Origin of the sequence: Pseudomonas fluvialis (genome assembly GCF_014207935.1) — a bacterium.
GTDB lineage: Bacteria > Pseudomonadota > Gammaproteobacteria > Pseudomonadales > Pseudomonadaceae > Aquipseudomonas > Aquipseudomonas fluvialis_A.
Genome location: NZ_JACHLL010000005.1, coordinates 186,382 through 207,539, shown reverse-complemented (window position 1 = coordinate 207,539; position 21,158 = coordinate 186,382). Strand labels below are relative to the sequence as shown.

20 protein-coding genes and 2 tRNA genes are annotated in these 21,158 nt (G+C 62.9%); 5 read left to right on the top strand and 17 right to left on the bottom strand.

Annotation, left to right across the window (positions count from 1 at the left end; translation table 11 throughout):
* Positions 1-68 precede the first annotated feature (68 nt).
* Both HNP49_RS14435 and HNP49_RS14430 read left to right on the top strand, forming a co-directional pair.
* Positions 69-1,124 (top strand): cyclic nucleotide-binding domain-containing protein, encoded by a 1,056-nt coding sequence (locus HNP49_RS14435; RefSeq protein ID WP_184684392.1) that lies wholly within the window; start codon positions 69-71, stop codon positions 1,122-1,124.
* Positions 1,125-1,226: 102 nt separating this feature from the next.
* Entirely contained in the window at positions 1,227-3,128 is a 1,902-nt protein-coding gene (locus tag HNP49_RS14430) for a bifunctional diguanylate cyclase/phosphodiesterase (protein WP_184684391.1), read from the top strand.
* On the opposite strand, the gene HNP49_RS14425 is transcribed toward HNP49_RS14430, so the two are convergent.
* Positions 3,119-3,589, bottom strand: coding sequence for a transcription elongation factor GreAB (locus tag HNP49_RS14425; protein WP_184684389.1), 471 nt, complete (start codon positions 3,587-3,589; stop codon positions 3,119-3,121). The genes HNP49_RS14430 and HNP49_RS14425 overlap by 10 nt on opposite strands.
* Positions 3,590-3,673: 84 nt before the next feature.
* On the opposite strand from HNP49_RS14425, the gene HNP49_RS14420 reads away from it, so the two are divergent.
* The gene (locus tag HNP49_RS14420) at positions 3,674-3,967 is read left to right on the top strand and encodes a hypothetical protein (protein ID WP_184684388.1); all 294 of its coding nucleotides are present in this window, start codon (positions 3,674-3,676) and stop codon (positions 3,965-3,967) included.
* A 64-nt stretch (positions 3,968-4,031) separates the two neighbouring features.
* Positions 4,032-4,889, top strand: a complete 858-nt coding sequence (locus HNP49_RS14415; RefSeq protein WP_184684386.1) for an HDOD domain-containing protein — start codon at positions 4,032-4,034, stop codon at positions 4,887-4,889.
* Positions 4,890-4,913: 24 nt separating this feature from the next.
* Here the strand turns inward: HNP49_RS14415 and dbpA are convergent, their stop codons facing one another.
* Both dbpA and HNP49_RS14405 read right to left on the bottom strand, forming a co-directional pair.
* Positions 4,914-6,302, bottom strand: a complete 1,389-nt coding sequence (dbpA, locus tag HNP49_RS14410) for an ATP-dependent RNA helicase DbpA (RefSeq protein WP_184684384.1) — start codon at positions 6,300-6,302, stop codon at positions 4,914-4,916.
* Positions 6,303-6,384: 82 nt separating this feature from the next.
* Positions 6,385-7,623, bottom strand: coding sequence for a diguanylate cyclase domain-containing protein (locus HNP49_RS14405; protein ID WP_184684382.1), 1,239 nt, complete (start codon positions 7,621-7,623; stop codon positions 6,385-6,387).
* 199 nt (positions 7,624-7,822) lie between these two features.
* On the opposite strand from HNP49_RS14405, the gene HNP49_RS14400 reads away from it, so the two are divergent.
* Positions 7,823-9,079 (top strand): HD-GYP domain-containing protein, encoded by a 1,257-nt coding sequence (locus HNP49_RS14400; RefSeq protein WP_184684647.1) that lies wholly within the window; start codon positions 7,823-7,825, stop codon positions 9,077-9,079.
* Between the two features lie 9 nt (positions 9,080-9,088).
* Here the strand turns inward: HNP49_RS14400 and rfbD are convergent, their stop codons facing one another.
* The 14 genes from rfbD to HNP49_RS14330 all read right to left on the bottom strand — a co-directional run bounded on the left by rfbD (position 9,089) and on the right by HNP49_RS14330 (position 21,127).
* Positions 9,089-9,952, bottom strand: a complete 864-nt coding sequence (rfbD, locus tag HNP49_RS14395; protein ID WP_184684374.1) for a dTDP-4-dehydrorhamnose reductase — start codon at positions 9,950-9,952, stop codon at positions 9,089-9,091.
* Positions 9,949-10,497: a dTDP-4-dehydrorhamnose 3,5-epimerase gene (gene rfbC / locus HNP49_RS14390; protein ID WP_184684372.1), complete on the bottom strand. Its 549-nt coding sequence runs from the start codon at positions 10,495-10,497 to the stop codon at positions 9,949-9,951. Before rfbC ends, rfbD begins: the two co-directional genes overlap by 4 nt.
* Positions 10,494-11,366, bottom strand: coding sequence for a glucose-1-phosphate thymidylyltransferase RfbA (gene rfbA / locus HNP49_RS14385; RefSeq protein ID WP_184684370.1), 873 nt, complete (start codon positions 11,364-11,366; stop codon positions 10,494-10,496). Before rfbA ends, rfbC begins: the two co-directional genes overlap by 4 nt.
* A gap of 2 nt (positions 11,367-11,368) precedes the next feature.
* Positions 11,369-12,427, bottom strand: a complete 1,059-nt coding sequence (rfbB, locus tag HNP49_RS14380) for a dTDP-glucose 4,6-dehydratase (RefSeq protein ID WP_184684368.1) — start codon at positions 12,425-12,427, stop codon at positions 11,369-11,371.
* A 130-nt stretch (positions 12,428-12,557) separates the two neighbouring features.
* A tRNA-Thr gene (locus HNP49_RS14375) sits at positions 12,558-12,633 on the bottom strand.
* A gap of 249 nt (positions 12,634-12,882) precedes the next feature.
* On the bottom strand, positions 12,883-14,127 hold the full coding sequence (locus HNP49_RS14370; protein ID WP_184684366.1) for a methyltransferase: 1,245 nt from the start codon (positions 14,125-14,127) through the stop codon (positions 12,883-12,885).
* A 16-nt stretch (positions 14,128-14,143) separates the two neighbouring features.
* Positions 14,144-14,836: an ABC transporter permease gene (locus HNP49_RS14365; protein ID WP_184684364.1), complete on the bottom strand. Its 693-nt coding sequence runs from the start codon at positions 14,834-14,836 to the stop codon at positions 14,144-14,146.
* Entirely contained in the window at positions 14,836-15,525 is a 690-nt protein-coding gene (locus HNP49_RS14360; protein WP_095939898.1) for an ABC transporter permease, read from the bottom strand. The genes HNP49_RS14365 and HNP49_RS14360 overlap by 1 nt, the downstream gene beginning before the upstream one ends.
* Positions 15,526-15,577: 52 nt before the next feature.
* Positions 15,578-16,330 (bottom strand): ABC transporter substrate-binding protein, encoded by a 753-nt coding sequence (locus tag HNP49_RS14355; protein WP_184684362.1) that lies wholly within the window; start codon positions 16,328-16,330, stop codon positions 15,578-15,580.
* A 14-nt stretch (positions 16,331-16,344) separates the two neighbouring features.
* Positions 16,345-17,118 (bottom strand): ABC transporter ATP-binding protein, encoded by a 774-nt coding sequence (locus tag HNP49_RS14350; protein WP_184684360.1) that lies wholly within the window; start codon positions 17,116-17,118, stop codon positions 16,345-16,347.
* 307 nt (positions 17,119-17,425) lie between these two features.
* Positions 17,426-17,501 (bottom strand) — tRNA-Phe (locus HNP49_RS14345).
* Positions 17,502-17,577: 76 nt separating this feature from the next.
* Positions 17,578-17,850 carry an oxidative damage protection protein gene (locus tag HNP49_RS14340; protein ID WP_184684358.1) on the bottom strand — a complete coding sequence of 91 codons (273 nt, stop codon included), beginning with the start codon at positions 17,848-17,850 and terminating at the stop codon, positions 17,578-17,580.
* Positions 17,847-18,914, bottom strand: a complete 1,068-nt coding sequence (mutY, locus tag HNP49_RS14335) for an A/G-specific adenine glycosylase (RefSeq protein ID WP_184684356.1) — start codon at positions 18,912-18,914, stop codon at positions 17,847-17,849. Before mutY ends, HNP49_RS14340 begins: the two co-directional genes overlap by 4 nt.
* Positions 18,911-21,127, bottom strand: coding sequence for an AsmA family protein (locus HNP49_RS14330; RefSeq protein ID WP_184684354.1), 2,217 nt, complete (start codon positions 21,125-21,127; stop codon positions 18,911-18,913). Before HNP49_RS14330 ends, mutY begins: the two co-directional genes overlap by 4 nt.
* Positions 21,128-21,158: the final 31 nt, after the last annotated feature.

The following is a 21,158-nucleotide window of genomic DNA, read 5'->3' as shown; positions in this document are numbered from 1 at the left end:
TAGTCTGAAATCGAAGTCACTGGCGTTTCGCCAGCATGCACGCAAGGTCCGTCCGCGGAGGGCCTGTGATGATCAGTTCGATTGCCCGTCTGAGTCTGGAACAGCTGCGCTGTTTCAACCCGTTCGATTTTCTGACCCATGCCTATCAGCAGCAGGTGCTCGACAGCCTGCAATACCTGACCTATGCCCCCGGCACGCCCCTGCTGCAGCGCGGCCAGCGTTCGCTGGCGCTGTATTACCTGCTCAGCGGCACGGTGGCGCGCGGCGAGGGGAGTGCACGCATCCTGATCCATGGTGGTACGCCGGAGGCGATCCAGGCCCTCAATCAGGAGCAGCCGCACCTGTTCAACGTGACCGCCGAGAGCGAGGTGCGCCTGTTCAGCATCGAGCGCGGCCTGCTCGATCGCTTGCTGAGCTGGAGCCAGGGTGGTGCGAGTTATCAGGTACAAAGCCTGGCCGAGTCGGAAGAGCAGGAAGAGGACGGCGACTGGCTGGGCAAGCTGCTGGCCACCCCGCTGTTTGGCCGGCTGGCTCCCTCGCACCTGCAGACCCTGCTGGCGCGTTTCGAATACCTGACGGTCAGGGCCGGCGACAGCGTGGTGCGCTATGGCGAGCCGGGCGAGCATTTCTATGTGCTCAAGCGCGGTCGCGCTCAGGTCAGCCTGCCCGGTGCCGAGGCGGGCGCTGTGCTTGAGGTGGGCGACTTTTTCGGCGAGGAGGCGCTGGTCAGCGGGGCGGTGCGTTCGGCCAACGTGACCATGCTCGAGGATGGCGAGCTGGCCCGCCTTGCTCGCGAGCCTTTCGTCGAGCTGGTGCGGCCCAGCCTGATCCCGCAGATCAGCAGCCGGCAGTTGGAGCAGCTGACGGGATTCGGCGGTCGGGCCTATCTGCTGCTGGATGTGCGCCTGCCGCTGGAATACCGCCAGGGCCATCATCCCGGCAGCCTCAACCTGCCGGTGTCGCGTCTGCGCGGGCAGGCCGATAGCCTGGCGCGGGATACCGTGTATGTGGTGACCGACGAGGGCGGTATTCGCAGCGAGTTGGCGGTGCACCTGCTCAATCAGTTGGGTTTCGAGGCCTACCTGCTGGACGAGCAGCCAGGGCAGCCGCCGGTGGCGGCCTGAGCCAAGCCCTGATTCGCGGCACCAGGTCGCAGCCTGGGAGGCACCGCTTGTGCTTGAATTCACAGGTAGTTCGCCGCGTGGCGATGCCGGAGCCCATGATCAATGATTGCGCCTGAGTCACCCTCGTCTGCGGGCAACCCGTTGCAGGTCCTGCAGCACCACCGCCTGGGGCAGTTGCTGAAGATCCTGCTGGTGGCGATGAGCCTGATCGGCCTGTCCAATGTCTACTTCGGCAATTGGCTGACCCTGGCCCTGATCGGTCTGGCGGGCGGTCTGCTGTTCAGCTCGTACCGCCTGTTGCAGCGGGGGCGTTCGGATGAGGCCGCGGCCCTGATGCTGTGGACCCTGACCAGTCTGGTCAGCCTCATCATGTGGGTTGACCTGGGGCTGCGCGACAGTGGTCTGCTGGCTTATCCGGGGTTTCTGGTGTTTGCCGCGATTCTGGCCAGCCGCCGCACCTTCTTCGCCTTGCTGGCGTTCATGCTGGCCAACGTCAGCCTGCTGGCTCTGGGCAATCTGCAGGGCTGGCATGTCAATCGCCTGCCGCCGGTGCGTATCGGCACCTGGATCGACATCATCTGCATCCTGTCGGTCATCGCCTCCGCCGTCTGGCTGCTGGCGGGCGATCTGCGCCGTGCCCTGCTGCGCCTAGGCGAAGAGAATCAGCGCGTGCGCCAGTCGCAGGCGCAGATCGAGTTCCTCGCCCAGCATGACGCGCTGACCCAGCTGCCCAACCGCGTGCTGGCTCGTGCGCGCTGCGACCAGGCACTGATCCAGGCACGGCGTGATGGTGGCGGCGCGGCGCTGTTGTTTCTCGATCTGGATAACTTCAAGACGCTCAACGATTCGCTCGGCCACGGCGCCGGTGATCGCCTGCTGCAGCATGTGGCCGAGCAATTGCGGTGCGGTACCCGCAGCGGGGATACGGTGTGCCGGCAAAGTGGCGACGAGTTTCTCGTGGTGCTGGGTGATATCGCCGATGCGGATGCCGTGGCGGCCATCGCCACTCAGTTGCTGGAACTATTGGCGCTGCCGCTGGATATCGAAGGCATTGAGGTCAGTGCCACCTGTTCGCTGGGCATCGCGCTGTACCCGGTCGATGGCGAGGACTTCGATACCCTGCTGAAAAAGGCCGATATCGCCATGTACCGGGCCAAGGACAGCGGGCGCAACAACTTCCGTTTCTACGATGCGCAGATGAACACCAGCGTGCTGGAGCATCTGCAGCTGATCACGGCCATGCGCCTGGGGTTTTCCCGGGGCGAATTCAGCCTGCACTACCAGGCACAGTACGACTTGCGCAGTGGCCGGGTGATTGGCGCCGAGGCCCTGCTGCGCTGGCAGCACCCGCAGCTGGGCCAGGTCTCGCCGGCCGTGTTCATTCCGCTGGCGGAAAAGTCCGGGCTGATCATCGAGCTGGGCGCCTGGGTGTTGCAGCAGGCCTGTGCCCAGGCCGCGCAGTGGCATGCCGAGGGCCTGTCGCTGGTCATGGCGGTGAATCTCTCGCCGCTGCAGATGCGCCGGCACGACATCGATCAGGTGGTCGTCCAGGCCCTGCAAAACAGTGGTCTGCCGGCGGAGCTGCTGGAGCTGGAAATGACCGAGTCGATGCTGATCGATGACTCCAATGGCCTGACCGAGATGCTCGGACGCCTGCGGGCGCTGGGCATTACCCTGGCCATCGACGATTTTGGCACCGGCTATTCCAATCTGGCCTACCTCAAGCGCTTTGATGTCGAGGCGCTGAAGATCGACCAGTCATTCGTCCGCCGTCTGTGTGAGGACAGTCAGGATGAGGCCATCGTGCGCGCCATCATCCAGATGGCGGCGAGTCTCAACCTGCATACGGTGGCCGAAGGCATTGAGGATGCCGCTACCCTGCAGCGCCTGCGTGAGCTGGGCTGTACGCGTGGCCAGGGCTTCTACTGGGCGCCGGCGCTGCCGGCGGCACGCTTTGCCGAGCGCGTGCGGGCACCGCTGGCGGCAGCTGTGCCTCAGTCGTAGGCGACCACGGTCAGGGACTTGCCGGCCACCTGCAGCTGGTCGCCTTCCTGCAGCCCTAGCAGCTGGCGCGCCAGTGGCGCCTGGGGGCTGATCAGCAGTACTTCGCCTTGTGCGCTGTCGAATTTGCCGGCCGCGCCCTCCGGGCCGAGGAACAGATGCTGGAGCTGGCCCTGCTCATCTGTCAGGCAGACCAGCGAGGTCAGCTGGATGCCTCGCTCGGCGTCGTGCGGCCTGAGGCTCAGGGCGTTGTAGCGCACCAGAGCTTCGCGCAGTTCAAGCACCCGCCGCGAGTGTCCGGCCGCCAGGTAGGAGGCTTCCAGGCCGAGGGTGTCGTACTGGTTTTCTGCGACGCTTTCCTCATGGGTGGCATCGGCATGGGCCGCTTCGGCAGCCAGCACGGCTTGCTGCAGGTCGGCATTCAGGCGCTGGATGATGTGCGCCAGCAGAGCAGGTTTGTCCATGGTCGACTACAACCAGAGCAGAGGGGTGGCGATTGTCGCCTGAGGCGAGCGGGTCGGCCAGTCATCTGGTCAGGGAGATAGGTCATGTATCGCAAGGGTGTCCTGCTGTGTGTGCTGCTGGGTGCGTTCAGTCCCGTGTGGGCTGCCATTGAGCCAGGACGGGCGACGCCGCAGCCCTATGGCCGTCCGCCGGCGGTGCAGACGCCAGCCTTGAGCCCGGCGCCCTACGGTCATGCGCCCCTGCTGCGCGGCCCTGGGGCGGCGCCGCGACAGCCGTCAGTCAGCCCAACGCCAGCCCCGAGCACTCTGCAGCGCCCGGCGCCGTCCTCGCTCAAGCCCGTCCAGCCCAAGGCCGGCGAGAAAACCGATGAGCGCTGAGCCGGCAGGTGACGGGCAATCCGCTACCTTTGATGACTGCAGGAGACAGCTGGCAGGAGTGGGCGTGGACAGGGCGCAAAGCGATTATTCGATCTACCGCCAGGTGGTGTCGCAGCTGATGGAGGGGCAGGAACAGTTGCCCAGCCTGCCCAGCATCACCCTGGAGATTCGCTGCGCGCTGCGTGCCGATGATGTCAGCCTGTCTGGGCTGGCACGCCTGATCAGTAGGGATCCGGCACTGAGCGCGCTGCTGATGAAGTATGCCTCCAGCGCTCTGCTGCGTGTTCGGCGTCCTCCCAGGACCCTGCTGGAAGTGCTCAATGTACTGGGGCTGGAGCAGGTCGATCGGGTCACCATGGCGCACAGCGTCAAGAGCCTGTTCACCCTGCACAGTGCGGGACACAAGAAACTGTTTCTCGAGGCTTGGGAGCGCCTGGTGCTCAAGGCCAGCACGGCGGCTTTTCTGGCGCGGGTGATCGGCCATGTACATCCCGAGCATGCGCTGCTGGCCAGCCTGCTCAGCGAGGTGGGAACCCTGGGCGTGCTCTCGGCATTCAAGGGCGAGATCGATGCGCCGACCCGCGAGCTGTATTACGGCCTGTGCCGCGAGTACAGCAAATCGCTGGGCGTGATCATGCTGAAGAAGTGGGCGGTGGATGAGGAATACATCGAGGTGATCCGCCACACCGGCAACTGGCATGAGCGCGTCTGCGCGGAGGTGCAACTGACCGATCTGGTCAATCTCAGCCTCTATCATGCGATCAAGGAGATGAATCCACTGGCCCAGTTGCCGCCGCTGCAAAGCCTGGCGGCTTACGAAAAGCTATTGCCGCCGCTGGACTTCATCAGCGACAACGGCGAGCTGACCCTGCTGGTCAGTCACCAGGCCGAAATTCACGCCATTGCCGATGCCCTGCGCTAGCGGCAGCTGATTACTCCAGGAGGTTTAAACCTCCAGCAGACGCACCTTCAACGCCCGCCCCTTGATCTTGCCAGCGCTCAGGCGCTTGAGGGCGCTGCGTGCCACGGCGCGCTCGACGGCGACAAAGGCCTGGTAATCGAAGATGGCGATCTTGCCCACCTGGCTGCCGGGTATACCGGCATCTCCGGTGAGGGCGCCGAGGATGTCGCCGGGACGCAGTTTGTCCTTGCGTCCGGCGGCGATGCACAGACTCTGCATCGGCGCCTGCAGACCGGCGCCGGAAGCCGCCTTGAGTTCGTCGAGGCTGGCCCAGTGCAGTGGGCTGCGCTGCAGGTCTTCGATGGCCTGGGCGCGGGCGGCTTCGGATGGGGCTACCAGGCTCAGGGCCAGGCCTTTGGCGCCGGCACGGCCGCTGCGACCGATGCGGTGGATATGGATTTCCGGGTCGCGTGCCAGTTCGACATTGATGACCATTTCCAGGTCGGTGATATCCAGCCCGCGGGCGGCCACGTCGGTGGCCACCAGGACGCTGCAACTGCGGTTGGAGAACAGGGTCAGCACCTCGTCGCGGTCGCGCTGTTCCAGGTCGCCGTGCAGGGCAAGGGCGGCGATATGCCGGCTGCGCAGCACCTCGACCAGTTCCTGGCATTGCTGGCGGGTGTGGCAGAAGGCCACGCTGGATTGCGGACGGAAGTGTTCCAGCACGCGGGCGACCAGTTCCAGGCGCTGGCGCGGATCGATCTCGTAGAAACGCTGCTCGATCTGGTTGTCACTGTGCAGGGCCTCGACCTTGACCTGCTGCGGCTGGCGCATGAAGGTCGCTGCCAGCTGCTCGATGCCGGACGGGTAGGTGGCTGAGAACAGCAGCGTCTGCCGTTTGCTCGGTGTCTGGTTGATGATTTCGGCGATGCTGTCGTAGAAGCCCATGTCGAGCATGCGGTCAGCTTCGTCGAGAACCAGGGTGTTGAGACCGTCGAGTTTCAGGGTGCCCTTGCGCAGGTGTTCCTGAATACGTCCCGGGGTGCCGACGATGACGTGGGCGCCGTGCTCCAGCGAGCCGATCTGCGGGCCGAAGGGTACGCCGCCGCAGAGGGTGAGAATCTTGATGTTGTCCGCGGCGCGGGCCAAGCGGCGCAGCTCCTTGGCCACCTGATCGGCCAGCTCTCGAGTCGGACAGAGCACCAGTGCCTGGCAACCGAAGAAGCGCGGATTCAGCGGTGCCAGCAGGGCGATACCAAAGGCGGCGGTCTTGCCGCTGCCGGTCTTGGCCTGGGCGATCAGGTCGCGGCCCTGCAGCATCAGGGGCAGGCTGGCGGCCTGGATCGGGGTCATCTGCTGGTAGCCGAGGGCTTCGAGGTTGGCCAGCATGGCGGGTGTCAGCGACAGGCTGGAAAAGAGCGAGGAAGTGGTCACGGTAGGCCGTCTGGCAAGGAATAGGCCGGCAGTTTAACAGGGCGCCCGCGCTGGCGGGGCGGCAGGTGCCGAGTGGGGCTGTTCAGCCTGGTGCCTGGACCGGCTGCACCGTACGGCCGCGACCATCGGCCTTGGCCTGGTAGAGGTTGTCGTCGGCCAGACGCAGCAGGGTTTCCAACTTTTCGTCCCAGCCCTGGTAGACCCCGGCACTGAAGCTCAATGGCGGCGCACCGGGGCTGTAGCTGAGGCCGGCCAGTTGGGCGCGGAAGCGGTCGAGCTGCTGGCTCAGTTGTTCGGCGCTCAGCAGAGGGCTGAGCAGGGCGAACTCTTCGCCACCGAGACGGCCCTGGAGGGCCTGGGGAAAGGCCTTGCGCAGTGCGTTGGCGAAGGTCAGCAGGGCCGCATCGCCGCTGGCGTGGCCAAACTGGTCGTTGATCCGCTTGAAGTGATCGAGGTCGAGCATGGCCACCGCCACCGGACGCTTCTTGCGCAGCACCTGCTGGCACTGTTCGGTGAAGGCGCGGCGGTTGAGCAGCCCGGTCAGGCTGTCGAACAGGGCCGCGCGCTCCAGCGCGCGCAGCAGGTCGCGGCGGTCGAGGGCGTGCATGACCCGGCAGTTGAGTTCTTCGGGGTAAAACGGCTTGCGCAGAAAATCGTCGGCCCCCTGTTTGATGAACTGCGCACTGAGCGATCCTTTGCCGTCGGCGGAGAGGCCCAGGATGATCAGCTCCGTGCGCTTGAGCTCATGACGCAGGCGTTTGACCAGCTCGAAACCGGAGAGCCCGGGCATGGTGTGGTCGACCAGCAGCAGGTCCAAATCCGGCTGCTCTTGGAGAATGCGCAGGGCTTCCAGGCCGTCGTCGGCCTCGACGATCTGGTAAAGATGCGGGGTGAGGATGCGTCGGATGAAGTTGCGGGTGGCCGCCGAGTCGTCGGCGATCAGCAGCTTGATGTGGCGGTTGCGCTCCAGCCGATGCAGCAGGCGCAGGGCATAGGTATAGGAGTGGCTTTCCTTGAGCACATAGTCGACCACGCCCTTGAGCAGCAACTCGTCGCGACGCTGTTCGTCATAGGTGGCGGTGAGCACGACGGTGGGCAAGTGATAGCGCAGGACCAGATCGACCACTTCGCCATTCGGCGCGTCCGGCAGGTGCAGATCGACCAGGGCGGCGAACAACTGGCCGGCGAAGGTTTCAAGGACCACCTCGGCCTCGGCCAGCGAGGCGCAGAAGATCGGCTGCAGCTCGCTTTCCTGCTGAAACTGATGCTGCAGGACCTTGAGCACTAAGGGGCTGTCTTCGATGACCAGAATTGTCTGCACAGCGGGCTCCTGTTCAATGCTTTCAGCATGGCACAGCTGCAGTGTGCCGCCAGTTGCCGTGGGTCAAGATCGCCGCCCCGAGTTTCGCTGAGCTGGATCAATGTCCGGGGCCATTCCGTTTTGGATTTAGCGAGCCAATGGCGATGCCGGTGGCCTATGCTTGAGGGATATCAGCTGCGTTGTAGATGGGCGGGTGACTGTGCTGAAAAAAATTGCTGTCGCGGATTTACGCCTGGGCATGTTCATTCATGAGTTTTGCGGCTCATGGATGGAGCATCCATTCTGGAAAGCCAAATTTGTCCTGGAGACGCAGAAGGATCTGCTGCGTGTGCGCGAGAGTGCCGTGCGCGAGATATGGATAGATACCAGCAAGGGCCTGGATCTCGAGGCAGGGCAAGTCAGTCAGAGTCAGGAGGAAGTCGCGGCTGAGGCTGAGGCGCGCTTGCTGGCCGCCACCGTGGAGCAGGAACGGCCTCAGCGCGCCAGTCTCGACGAAGAGGTGGCGCGGGCGCTGAAGCTGTGTTCGCGCTCGCGCGAGGCGGTGGTGGCGATGTTCAGCGATGCACGCATGGGCCTCGCGATCGAGACCGAACAGGCGGCGGCGCTGGTGGAGGAAATCTCCGAGTCGGTACTGCGTCACCCTAATGCGCTGATCAGCTTGGCGCGTTTGAAGAACGCCGATGAATATACCTACATGCACTCGGTGGCGGTCTGTGCGCTGATGATCGCCCTGGCTCGCCAGTTGGGGCTGGCCGAAGCTCAGGTGCGTGAAGCCGGCCTAGCCGGATTGCTACACGATGTCGGCAAGATGGCGATTCCCGATGAGGTGCTGAACAAGCCGGGCAAGCTGACCGACAGCGAATTTTCTATCGTGCGCAACCACCCGGAGGCGGGCGGGCAGATTCTCCGTGACAGCGGCCAGGTCAGCGCGCTGGTGCTGGATGTCTGCCTGCACCATCACGAGAAGGTCGATGGCAGTGGCTATCCGCATCAACTGACCGGCGACCAGATCAGCCTGTTTGCCAAGATGGGCGCGGTGTGTGACGTGTACGATGCGATCACGTCGGACCGACCCTACAAGAAGGGTTGGGATCCGGCCGAGTCGATCCGCCGTATGGCGGAGTGGAGCAAAGGACATTTCGACGAGGCGGTGTTCCAGGCCTTCGTCAAGTCGGTGGGCATCTACCCGACCGGCTCGCTGGTGCGCCTGGAAAGTGGGCGCATTGGTGTGGTCACCGAACAGCACGAGAAGTCCCTGCTGACCCCGCGGGTCAAGGTGTTCTTCTCTGCCAAGTCGAAAGCGCCAATCCCGATTGAGGTGCTCGATCTGAGCAAACTGGTCGGCCGGGAAAAGATCGTCGGCCGCGAGTCCCAAGAAGACTGGGGCTTTCGCAATGTCGAGGAGCTGTGGAGCGGCGTGCCGGCCGGGCGCAACGGGTTTTCCGGGCCGGCTTAGCCCGCTCTATCAGCGCTGGCTGTTCCAGCACTGCTCAAGAGCGGTTTGCCACTCGGGCAGTTCTACCTGCCAGTCGTGTTTCAGCTTGCCGCAGTCAAGGCGCGAGTTGGCGGGGCGCTGTGCGGGCGTCGGATAGTCACTGCTGGCTATTGGCTGCAGCTGCGCCTTGAGTTTCCCCTGCTCGGCCAGGTGCCGGGCAATGGTTTGGGCGAAGCCAAACCAACTGGTACTGCCGCCGCAGCTGAAGTGATAGGTACCCCATTGCGTACAGCCGCTCTGCCAGCGCGCGATGAGCATGGCGGTGGCTTGCGCGATGCTGCCGGCCCAAGTTGGTGCGCCGACCTGATCATTCACCACACCGACATGGTCGCGCTCGCTGAGCAGGCGCTGCATGGTAAGCAGGAAGTTTTTGCCATGCAGGGCATAAACCCAGCTGGTGCGCAGAATCAGGTGTGTGCAACCGCTGCGGCGTATCGCGTCTTCGCCGGCCAGCTTGCTCTGCCCATAGACACCCAGAGGGTGAGGGGTGTCCTCTTCGTTCCACGGCGCCGGCTTGCGGCCATCAAAGACGTAGTCGGTGGAGTAATGAATCAGCGGTATGCCCAGCGCGCAGGCTTCTTCGGCAAGAATGCCCGGCGCTTGGGCATTGAGCTGGATAGCTGCTTCTTCGTTGCTTTCAGCCAGATCAACGGCGGTATAGGCCGCGGCGTTGATGATGAGTTGCGGCGCATGCAGACGAACCACCTGGCGTATGGCCTGCGGTTGACTCAGGTCGAGTGCCTGACGGTCCAGGGCGATCAGCTCATGCTTGGCCAAGGCCAGGCACAGCTCACGTCCGACCTGCCCGGCGGCACCGGTAATCATGATCTTCATGGAAACAGGTCCGCCTCGTGGAATGAGGCTCCAGCTTGATCCTTGCCGGACAGCTGGGGTGTCAGACCATCCAGTGGCCAGTCTATCGCCAGCTGTGGATCATCCCAGCGGATGCAGCGCTCATGGGCCGGCGCGTAGTAGTCGGTAGTCTTGTAGAGAAATTCGGCATATTCGCTGAGGACAAGAAAGCCGTGTGCAAAGCCTTCTGGTACCCAAAGCTGTCGCTTGTTTTCCGCCGACAAATGCAGGCCAAACCACTGGCCGAAAGTCGTTGAGTGGCGGCGTATATCGACGGCCACATCAAAGACTTCGCCTGCGGTCACGCGCACCAGCTTGCCCTGCGGCTGCTGTACCTGATAGTGCAGGCCGCGCAGCACGCCACGAGCAGAGCGGGAGTGATTGTCCTGAACAAAGGCGGGATTCAGGCCAGTCGCGTCCTGAAAACTACGGGCGTTGAAGCTTTCATAAAAGAAACCGCGATCATCGCCAAATATCTTCGGCTCAAGGACCAGTACGCCAGGCAGCGTGGTTTCAATTACGTTCATTCCTGCTCTCCGGCCAGCTTGGCCAGGTACTGGCCGTAGCCGGTCTTGCCCAGCGCCTTGGCTTGCGCCATCAATTGCTCGCGGCTGATCCAGCCCTGCTGGAAGGCAATTTCTTCCAGACAGGCGACCTTGAGACCCTGGCGGTGTTCGATGGTTTGCACATACTGCGACGCATCGAGCAGGCTGTCGTGGGTACCGGTATCCAGCCAGGCGAAGCCTCGGCCGAAACGCTCCACGCGCAAGTCGCCCCGCTTGAGGTAGGCATTGTTGACGTCGGTAATCTCCAGTTCGCCCCGTGGTGAGGGCTCCACGGCCTTGGCAATATTGATGACGTCGTTGTCGTAGAAGTACAGACCGGTGACGGCATAGCTGGATTTGGGCTGGGCAGGTTTTTCTTCGATGGAAATGGCGCGGCCCTGCGCATCAAACTCGACCACACCAAAGCGTTCAGGGTCATTGACCCAGTAACCAAAAACCGTAGCGCCATGACTCTGCTGGGCGGCGGAGAGGAGCTGGTGACTGAAATGCTGGCCGTGGAAAATATTGTCGCCGAGGATCAGGCAGACTGAGTCTTTGCCAATAAAGCTCTCGCCGATCAGGAAGGCTTGGGCCAAACCGTCCGGAGAGGGTTGCTCTGCGTAGGAAAACTGCACGCCAAACTGGCTACCATCGCCCAGCAGTTTTTCGAAGTTGGGCAGGTCGTGCGGCGTTGAAATGATCAGTATTTCCCGAATGCCCGCCAGCATCAGTACCGAGATCGGATAGTAGATCATCGGCTTGTCGTAGATCGGCAGGAGCTGTTTGGATACCCCGAGCGTGATGGGGTGCAGGCGTGTCCCAGAACCGCCAGCCAGAATGATTCCTTTCATGCTTATGCTCCCAGTCGCTCGCGTTGATAACTGCCGTCCTGAACATGACGGCACCATTCGAGGTTGTTCAGGTACCACTGCACGGTCTTGCGCAGCCCTGTCTCGAAGGTTTCCTCGGGCACCCAGCCCAGCTCTCGTTCGACCTTGCTGGCATCAATCGCATAGCGCAGGTCGTGGCCCGGGCGATCCTTCACGTAGGTGATCAGGTCGCGGTAACAAGCCACTCCGCTGGGTTTTTGTGGGGCCAGCTCCTCCAGCAGGCTGCAGATGGTTTCTACAACATGCAGGTTCTTCTGTTCGTTGTGACCGCCGATATTGTAGGTCTCGCCAACCTGACCCTCGGTCACCACTTTGAATAATGCGCGCGCATGATCCTCGACATAGAGCCAGTCGCGTATCTGCTGGCCATTGCCATAAACCGGCAGCGGCTTTCCTTCCAGCGCGTTGAGAATCATCAGGGGGATCAGCTTCTCTGGGAAGTGATAGGGCCCGTAGTTGTTCGAGCAGTTGGTGATCAGCACCGGCAGGCCATAGGTTCTCTGCCAGGCGCGTACCAGATGGTCAGAGGCGGCTTTACTGGCCGAGTAGGGCGAGCTTGGTGCGTAAGGCGTCGTTTCGGTAAACAGATCGTTTACGCCGTGCAGGTCACCGTAAACCTCGTCAGTGGATATATGGTGAAAACGGAAGCTGTTTTGGCGGCGGCCATCAAGGGCGCTCCAGTAGGTTCTGGTGGCTTCCAGCAGAGCGTAGGTACCGACGATGTTGGTCTGGATAAAGGCAGCAGGGCCATCTATCGAACGATCGACATGGGACTCTGCGGCCAGATGCATGATGGCATCCGGTTGAAACTCGTCGAGCGTGCGGCTGACAGTTGCGCTGTCGGCTATATCGGCCTGAACGAACTGGTATCGTGGATTGTCAGCAACTCCGGCCAGCGACTCCAGATTGCCGGCATAAGTCAGCTTATCCAGATTGAGTATTTCGTGAGAGGTTTCGTTCAGCAGATAGCGAACCAGTGCCGAGCCGATGAAGCCCGCACCGCCGGTGATCAGAATGCGCATATGCAAGGGTTATCCGTAAGCCAATTGCAGGTCCATAGCTTGTGGACTGTGCTCTGGCAAAGCAAGCAGCAGGCGTGATTATTGATGATCCGGGAAAACAAAAAAGCCCGCTATGAGCGGGCTTTTTAAATGGTGCCGGCACCAGGAATCGAACCCGGGACCTACTGATTACAAGTCAGTTGCTCTACCTGCTGAGCTATACCGGCATGTGCGGGCGCCATTATAGCGATCAGCGCTGGCGAGTAAACCTTGATTTTCAGTGTTTTAGCCGGGTGCAGCGATAACGGTGGCAAGTGCTTATGCACAGTGGTGCTTGGCCTGTGCTGGATACCGAGCAAAACTGTGATGTAGTTATGAGTAACTCATAAGTACATGAAAATTAAAATAAAAATTTTATGGATAAAAAATCGGCAGCGAGTTGAAAGCCAGGCCAGCTGGGCTTTAGCACGATCTGTTCAGTGAATATCCCCAGAGTTATCCACAGCGCCTGTGGGTAAGCGCTCTCCGAGCAGCAGCACATTGCGCGGCGTCAGGCTGCTGGCGCAGAACTCGCCGAGGCGTACCCGGTAACCCTGTTCTTCGAGGTAGAGCGCGCGGTCGAGCAGCAGCCAGACTTCCAGCGGACGGCGGAACAGGTTGCGCAGCAGCTCCAGATTGCGAACCTCTGCCAATCGCTGCCAGCCCTTGGCCTCCAGTGCTGGCCAGTCCTGCGTGGTGACGGCTGGTAGCTGCTTGAGGGCGGCGAGGTCGAGGCAGAACTGGGCGAAGGATTTGTGCAGCCAGTCGCCGGGCAGTGACGGCGTGGGCAGGTATTCGTTGCATTGACGCAGTTCGCGCTGCAGCAGGTCGAAGCCCAGGCGCCAGGCCATCGACTGGTCGCGCTGGCGGCGCACGCGAGCGCCGGCCGTCACGGTTTCGCTGAGCGGCAGGCGCAGGTCTTCCAGGCTCAGTTGCAGGTTCGAGGCCTTTGCCGTCTGCGACATTGCCTGGTAATGGCTGGTGTGGATGCGGTTGTAGCAGCAGGGGGCGATCGCCAGTTGCTGGCAACCGGCCTGGCTGGCCAGCTTGAGCAGTTGCACGTGCAGGTCACCGCAGGCGTGCAGGGCGACTGGGCAGTGTTCGCTGTGCAGGTGCTGTGCGGCGTCCGCCGCGAGTACATCCTGTTGGTAGTGGCGGGCATTGATACCGACACGCTGGCTCAGCTGGCGGCCGCTGGCGACCAATTGTGGATCCCATTCCAGGCAGGTCAGCTGCCTGCCGTCACTGGCCAGCAGTCGGCCGAGGTGCCCTTTTCCGGCGCACCAGTCGAGCCAGTGCTGCGGTTGCTGGGCAAAACTCAGGTGACTGGCAAAGGCCTGGATCTGTTGCCACTTGCGCCCGGGAACATCCACGGACAGCCGCGGCGGGCTGTCCGGCAGTGGATGCTGCGGCAGCGAGGGCAGCCGGCTCAGGGCGCTGGATTGGCGTGCCAGGCGGGCGAATGGTTCGGGCGCCTGCAGCTGCTCGGGGTGATTGTGCGCGGCTTCGGCCTGCTCCAGGCTGCGGCTGCGCAACCAGCTCGCCAGCTCCGGGTGCTCGCGCTCCCAGGCGAGCTGCCGTTCGGTGAAGGGGCGCGGCCGCCACAGTGCCTGATGCTCGCTGATAAAGACATCCAGCGCAGCAAACTGCTGCGCCAGTGGCGAGGCGGACGAATCAGGCATTTTGGTCAGGGCGCTTTTAGCGCCCCTGCTGGCTGGCATCCACTCGCAGCTTGTGCTCCAGCACCTTGAAGGCGCGCACCAGAATGTACGCGATCAGCAGGTAGAGCATGCCGGCCGCGAAGAAGATCTCTACCGGCAGGTAGGTGCGGGCGATGATGGTGCGAGCCATGCCGGTCAGGTCCAGCAGGGTGATGGTACTGGCCAGGGCGCTGGCCTTGAGCATCAGGATCACCTCGTTGGAATAGGCCGGCAGGCCGATGCGGGTAGCGCGTGGCATGACGATGTAAAACAGCGTCTGCCACTTTGACATGCCCAGGGCGCGTGCCGCTTCGATTTCGCCGGGCGGGATGGCCTGGATGGCGCCGCGCAGGATTTCTGCAATGTAGGCCGCCGTGTGCAGAGTCATGGTGATCACGGCGCACCAGAACGGGTCGCGCAGATACGGCCAGAGCGGGCCGTGGCGGATGGCATCGAACTGCGCCACACCGTAATAGACCAGAAACAGCTGCACCAGCAGCGGGGTGCCTCGGAAGAAGAAGATGTAGCCGTAGGGCAGGGCGCGTACGTACCAGTGCGCCGAGGAGCGGGCGATACCCAGAGGAATGGCCAGCAGCAGGCCGGCGACGACCGAAATGGCAACCAGTTCCAGCGTCAACCCGGCACCTTCGAGCAGGCGCGGGAACCACTTGATGATGACTTCCCAATTCATTATGCGCTCCTCACAAAACCACGGGCGGCGCGGCGCTCAAGGAAGTGCATGGCCGTCATGGCGATGACCGTGAGGCCCAGATAGATGAAGGCGGCGACCAGGAAGAAGGTGAACGGCTCCTTGGTGGCGGTCACGGCAATCTGCGAGCGGCGCATGATTTCCTCCAGGCCGATCACCGAGACCAGCGCGGTGTCCTTCATCAGGATCATGAACAGGTTGCCAAGGCCCGGCAGGGCGATGCGCCACATCTGCGGTAGGATGATGCGCCAGAATATGCGGGGGCGGGACATGCCCAGCGCCTGACCGGCTTCGCGGTGGCCGCGCGGAATGGCCAGTAGTGCGCCGCGGAACACTTCTGTCGCATAGGCGCCAAAGCACAGGCCAAGGGCGATCGAGCCCGCGGCAAAGGCGCTCAGCTCCAGTTGCGGCATGCCCAGCCATTGGCCAAGGGCGCGCATCAGATTGACGGTGCCGAAATACATCAGCAGTACCCAGAGCAGTTCGGGTACGCCGCGCACGATGGTCGAATAGAGTCCGCCGATCGTGCTGAGAATGGGGTTCTGCGAGGTCTTGGCCAGTGCGCCGGAGAGGCCGAGCACCAGGCCGATGGCCAGCGCGGTGAGCGCCAGCTTGATGGTCATGAGGGTGCCGGCGGCCAGGGCCGGTCCGAAGCCGTGAAGATCGATCATGGGGAGTACTGCTCCGGGCTAGCGCTGCCCTGGGGCAGCGCTAGCCGGTCGGTCAGAGGATGCTGAAGGGGAAGTACTTGTCGTTGATCTGCTTGTAGGTGCCGTCAGCCACGATTTCCTTCAGGGCAGCATTCAGCTTCTCGCGCAGTGCATCGTTCTTGCGCACGGCGATGCCGATCTTGTCATTGTCGAAGACTGGGTCGCCCTTGAACTCGAAGCCTTTGCCGGCATCGCTCTTCAGCCATTCCCAGTTGACGAAGGTGTCGGCCAGTACGCCATCTACGCGACCGGAGGCCAGATCGAGGTAGGCATTTTCCTGGGTGTCATAGAGCTTCAGCTCAATTGCGTCGCCGAGGTTGTCCTCAGCCCAGGTGCCGGCGATGGTGGCGCGCTGTGCACCGATGACCTTGCCCTTCAGGCTGGCCTTGTCGGTCTTGAACTCGGTGCCTTTCGGGCCGATGAACTGCAGCTTGTTGGTGTAGTAGGGGTCGGTGAAGTCGACGGCCTGCTTGCGCTCTTCGGTGATCGACATCGAGGCGACGATGAAGTCGAACTTGCTGGCGTTGAGGGCCGGGATGATGCCGTCCCAGTCGGAGGTGACCACTTCGCACTCGACCTTCATCTTGGCGCAGAGGGCATTGGCGATGTCGACGTCGAAGCCGACGACCTTGCCGCTGGCATCGATCAGGTTGAAGGGTGGGTAAGCGCCCTCGGTGCCGATGCGCAGCTTGTCGGCCGCAATGGCCTGGGTACCGAAGGCCAGGGTAGCGGTGACGGCCAGCAGAATCTTCTTATAGCTCTTCATACGGTAAAGCTCCGTTAATGGTGGCTGGACATGAACTGTTTGCAGCGCGCCGACTGCGGGTTGGTAAACACCTGCTCGGGCGTCCCCTGTTCTTCCACCAGGCCCTGATGGAGGAACACCACTTCGCTCGACACCTGCCGGGCGAAGTTCATTTCGTGGGTGACCAACAGCATAGTGCGACCTTCATCGGCCAGCGCGCGGATCACATTAAGCACTTCTTGGACCATTTCCGGGTCGAGGGCTGACGTCGGCTCGTCGAACAGGATGACCTTAGGCTGCATGGCCAGGGTGCGGGCAATCGCGGCGCGCTGCTGCTGGCCGCCGGAGAGCTGATTCGGGTAGCTGTGGCGCTTGTCGGCAATGCCGACCTTGGCCAGCAGGGCTTCGGCCACTTCGGTGGCTTCGGCTCGGCTCTGCCCCAACACGCGGCGCGGTGCCTCGATGATGTTGTCGAGGATGGTCATGTGCGGCCAGAGGTTGAAGTTCTGGAAGACAAAGCCGATCTCGCTGCGCAGGCGATTGATCTGCTTGTTATCGGCGGCGATCAGGTCGCCATTTTTCGCGGGCTTGAGCTTGAGCTCCTCGCCGGCGACGAAAATCTGACCCTGATGGGGCGATTCGAGCAGGTTGATGCAACGCAGAAAGGTCGACTTGCCGGACCCGGAAGAGCCGAGGATGGAGATCACGTCGCCGTCGCGCGCGGTGAGGGAAATGCCCTTGATCACCTCGAGGTCGCCATAGCGCTTGTGCAGGTTGCGAATTTCCAGTGCTGGGGTGGCCTCGGCCATGACATTTCTCTTCTTGTTAATGGTTTCCGAATGTTCCGGCCATCCTGGCTAGAGTCGAACCTAGCACAGCGGATTCGCGCCAGCCAAGCGGGCTCCATGACCGAACAGTCGAGATTGCGGCGGCTTGTCGCATCACCGCAGCGGCTTGTCGCCTGTGAACAAATGCCTGCAACTTTTCACGCATTGCGGCGCTGAGTGCGGCGACTATCGGGTCGTAGTTCGGACGATTGTCTGCCTGGCGTACAAAATCACCAGGCAATAAAAAACCCCAAGGAATTTAACTTCACTTGGGGTTTCTCGGTATTAGTGGTGCCCAGGGACGGAATCGAACCGCCGACACGGGGATTTTCAATCCCCTGCTCTACCGACTGAGCTACCTGGGCAACGGGGCGCTATTAAACGGATTTCGCTGGGGGGTGTCAACCTGAATGTGAAAAAATTTTCAGGTAGGACGGGCGCTTACGCGCTCGGCGGGACATAACCCTCGGCCTGGGCGTATTCCTCGCCGGAGAAGAACTTGTCCATTTCCGCCTGGAGGAACTTGCGATCCTCGGCGTTCATCATGTTCAGCCGGCGTTCGTTGATCAACATGGTCTGGTGCTTCTGCCACTCGTCCCAGGCTTTCTTCGAGATGTTGTTGAATATGTCCTCGCCCTTGGCGCCCGGATAGGGCGGTCGGTCGAGGCCGGGGAGTGCTTCGTTGTACTTGCGGCAATTCACGGTGCGGGTCATGACAGCTCTCCAGCAGGCAATTCGTCAGCGGCGCGCTTGAGCAGTTTCTTCACCGGGGCGGCGAGACCCAGGCGCGGCGGGCTGGCGAGGTTATACCAGAGCCACTCGCCTTCGGCCACGCCGGGGGCGGCCTGCTCGACCGTTACCAGCCAGGGCTCGATGGCCAGCTGGAAGTGACTGAAGGTGTGGCTGAGCGGGGCGAGGGCGCGGCGTTCGCCGAGTTGCAGTTGCCGCTCGGCGGCCAGGGTATCGATGGCGCTCGGGTCATCCAGCTCCGGTAGGCTCCACAGACCGCCCCACAGGCCGCTCGACGGGCGGCGATAGAGCAGGACTTCACCCTGGGCGTTGACCAGCAGCGGCATCAGCGTGCGCTTCTGCGGCAGGGCCTTGCGCGGCTTGGCTTCGGGGAAGGCGGTTTCCCGGCCGAGCAGGTGGGCGCGACAGCCTGCGCGCACCGGGCACAACAGGCAGCTGGGCTTGCTGCGGGTGCAGAGGGTGGCGCCCAGGTCCATCATCGCCTGGGTGTAGTGGTTGACGCGCTCCTGCGGGGTTAGTGTCTCGGCCAGTTGCCACAGCTGTGCGGCGACCTTGGGCTCGCCGGGGTAGCCGGGCTGCGCGGCATAGCGCGCCAGCACGCGTTTGACGTTGCCGTCGAGGATCGGCGCGCGCAGGCCCATGGATAGACTGGCAATGGCGCCGGCGGTGGAGCGGCCGATGCCGGGCAGCTCGGCCAGTTGCTCGACCGAGCGCGGGAATTCGCCGCCGTGCTCGCGGATCACGATCTGCGCCGCTTTCTGCAGGTTGCGGGCGCGTGTGTAGTAACCCAGGCCCGTCCACAGGTGCAGCACTTCGTCTTCCGGCGCGGCGGCCAGGTCCTGCACGCTGGGCAGGGCCTGCATGAAGCGGTCGAAGTAGTTCAGCACGGTGCTGACCTGGGTCTGCTGCAGCATGATTTCCGAGACCCAGACGCGATACGGCGTAATGCCCTGCTGCCAGGGAAGATCCTTGCGGCCGTGCTGGTCGTACCAGGCCAGCACGGCGCCGTTGAACTGCTCAGGTGTCATCGGTTGAACAGGCCCTTGAGGGCGTCCTTCAGTTCCGGGCTGACCTTGTCGCCGAGCTTTTCTTCGATCTTCTGGTTGAGGCGGTCACCGGCCAGCTTGGCGGCAATCTTGCCCAGGCCGTCCTTGTCCAGACGGCAGGCCTTGGCGCCCAGCTCCAGCGGTCCGCGGCAGAGCAGCGGCCACTGGATGCCGACATAGCGCTCGTTGACCTGGCAGGCCGGGTCCGGCATCTCGTTCTTGTCACCTTCCAGGGTCACGCCTACGTGGTAATCCAGGCCCAGTACGCGCAGGTCGAGGTCACCCTTGCCTGCCACGCTGACGCCGGGGATGTTGGCCACCAGATCCGGGTTGTGGGCGACGCCGTCGTTGAAGATCAGGCTGCCCTTGAGGTTGTGGAACGGTGTGTCCTTGCCGCCGTGGCTGCTGCTCAGGCTCTTCTGGTTGAGCGTGGCGATGCCGCGGCAGACCTGCTGCTCCAGGTTGGCATCGAGCAGGGCGCCATCCAGCAGCTCGAAGTTGGCCTTGCCGTCGAGGCTGTCGATCAGCGCCTTTTCGCTGTTGCCCTGGGCGCTCAGCTGGGTGGTGAAATCGAGCAGACCGCGCACAGGTGGTTTCTCGCCGAGGGCGCTGAAGACCTTGTCCACCGGGACGTGCTGCAGCTGCTTGCGGATCTGCCACTGGGGGATGGCCGGATTGAGGTCGATGCTCGCTTCGCTGTCGAACTGACCCTGATACAGCTCGCCACGCAGCTCGCTGAGCTGGAGGATGCCTTGCTGCGCCTGCAGCTTGATCTGCACGGCCTCCAGCGGCAGCTGGCGCAGGGTCAGTTGCTTGGCGTCGATGTCGGCCTGCAGGTCGAGGGACTTGAGGCTCTCGACAGGCAGCAGGCTATTGTCGCTCCAGGCCTGCTGGTTCGGCGCTGCTGGCAGTTCGCTGGTGCCTGCTGTACCGGCCTTGGCGAGGGCTTCCTTGACCTGCTGCTGGCGTGCGGCGCTGGCGCTGTCCGCCTCTTTGGCCGGCAGGTAGCGGTCGAGGTTGAGCTGGTCGAGCTTGAGGTTCAGGCGCAGCGCCTGACGGCTGAAGTCGGCGACTTCCAGCTGGCCGCTGGCCTTGGTCTGGTCGAGGCCAAGTTGCAGCTCGTCCAGTTTCAGGTGCTTGGCCGAGCCGCTGAGTTTGCTGGTCAGCTCGAAGCGCTTGAGGGTTTCCCCGTCCTGCATGGACGGCAGGCTGACGCCGACGCCGTCGAGGAACTCGCGCAGGTTGAAGGCGGCAATGGACAGACCGCCTTCCACCTGTGGCTCTTGGTTGAGGCCGTGCACTTTCAGTTCGCCAATGGCGCGCAGCTGATTGGCCGAGAGCTTCAGGCTGTTCCATTCGGCAACGCCGGCGGCCAGGTCGGCCAGCAGCTGGCCCTGAGCGGTGAAGGTCAGGGTCTTGCCCTTGAAGGGCTCGCCGGCGGCCTCGCCGTTGAGCTTGAGGTCTTCCAGCTGGTAACGCTTGAGGGCGCGGTCGAAGCGCAGCTTGGCCTGCAGTTCGGTCTTGGCGCGCAGTACCGGCTGGTTGCTGCCCAGATAAGCGCTGAGCGTCACGGGGATGGGGCTGCCTTCGCGGATGGCACCGGTGGCCAGCTCGACGGCTTCGGCGGTGAACTGCCGGCCGCTGCGCGCATCCTGATAGTCGAGGTGGGCGTTGCTCAGGGTCAGGCTGTCGATGTCCATCCGCAGCGGAGTGGCGCCGGTATTCTCCGTTGTGGTGGGCGCAGTTGTGGTGTTCTCGGTGGTTGCCGGAGTCTGGCTGGCCGGCGCGGTGGTCGGGCGGCCGATCTGTTCCCAGTTGCCGTGGCCGTCCTTGTCGCGCTGCAGGGTCAGATTGAGGCCGTCGACACGGATATCACTCATCTGCACTTCCTTGCGCAGCAGCGGCAGCACGCGCACCGACAGGCCAAGCAGGCGCAGGTCGGCGAAAGGCTTGTCCGGGGTGCTGGCGCTGGCCAGGGTGGTGTCGGTCAGTTCCAGGCCGAGCCAGGGGAACAGGCTCCAGCCGATATCACCGCGGATCGACAGTTCCAGATTGGCCTTGTCCCGCGCCAGCTGCTGGATCTCGTCCTTGTAGTCGTTGGGATCGAATAGGTGGGTCAGGGCAAAGCCCAGCGCCGCCAGGATCAGCAAGATTCCCAGGAGCAGCAGGCCGAGGATTTTGCCGAGTGATTTCATGGACCGTTCCTTAGGTGCTGTATGAAAGGTG

Bases quoted from the DNA above. Each gene is read 5' to 3' on its own strand.
- HNP49_RS14350 (WP_184684360.1), bottom strand. From the start codon at position 17,118: ATGGCCGAGGCCACCCCAGCACTGGAAATTCGCAACCTGCACAAGCGC.
- mutY (WP_184684356.1), bottom strand. From the start codon at position 18,914: ATGACACCTGAGCAGTTCAACGGCGCCGTGCTGGCCTGGTACGACCAG.
- rfbA (WP_184684370.1), bottom strand. From the start codon at position 11,366: ATGAAAGGAATCATTCTGGCTGGCGGTTCTGGGACACGCCTGCACCCC.
- HNP49_RS14425 (WP_184684389.1), bottom strand. From the start codon at position 3,589: ATGGACAAACCTGCTCTGCTGGCGCACATCATCCAGCGCCTGAATGCC.
- HNP49_RS14355 (WP_184684362.1), bottom strand. From the start codon at position 16,330: ATGAAGAGCTATAAGAAGATTCTGCTGGCCGTCACCGCTACCCTGGCC.
- rfbD (WP_184684374.1), bottom strand. From the start codon at position 9,952: ATGAAGATCATGATTACCGGTGCCGCCGGGCAGGTCGGACGTGAGCTG.
- rfbC (WP_184684372.1), bottom strand. From the start codon at position 10,497: ATGAACGTAATTGAAACCACGCTGCCTGGCGTACTGGTCCTTGAGCCG.
- HNP49_RS14370 (WP_184684366.1), bottom strand. From the start codon at position 14,127: ATGCCTGATTCGTCCGCCTCGCCACTGGCGCAGCAGTTTGCTGCGCTG.
- HNP49_RS14360 (WP_095939898.1), bottom strand. From the start codon at position 15,525: ATGATCGATCTTCACGGCTTCGGACCGGCCCTGGCCGCCGGCACCCTC.
- HNP49_RS14430 (WP_184684391.1), top strand. From the start codon at position 1,227: ATGATTGCGCCTGAGTCACCCTCGTCTGCGGGCAACCCGTTGCAGGTC.
- HNP49_RS14420 (WP_184684388.1), top strand. From the start codon at position 3,674: ATGTATCGCAAGGGTGTCCTGCTGTGTGTGCTGCTGGGTGCGTTCAGT.
- HNP49_RS14435 (WP_184684392.1), top strand. From the start codon at position 69: ATGATCAGTTCGATTGCCCGTCTGAGTCTGGAACAGCTGCGCTGTTTC.
- HNP49_RS14340 (WP_184684358.1), bottom strand. From the start codon at position 17,850: ATGACCCGCACCGTGAATTGCCGCAAGTACAACGAAGCACTCCCCGGC.
- rfbB (WP_184684368.1), bottom strand. From the start codon at position 12,427: ATGCGCATTCTGATCACCGGCGGTGCGGGCTTCATCGGCTCGGCACTG.
- HNP49_RS14365 (WP_184684364.1), bottom strand. From the start codon at position 14,836: ATGAATTGGGAAGTCATCATCAAGTGGTTCCCGCGCCTGCTCGAAGGT.
- HNP49_RS14330 (WP_184684354.1), bottom strand. From the start codon at position 21,127: ATGAAATCACTCGGCAAAATCCTCGGCCTGCTGCTCCTGGGAATCTTG.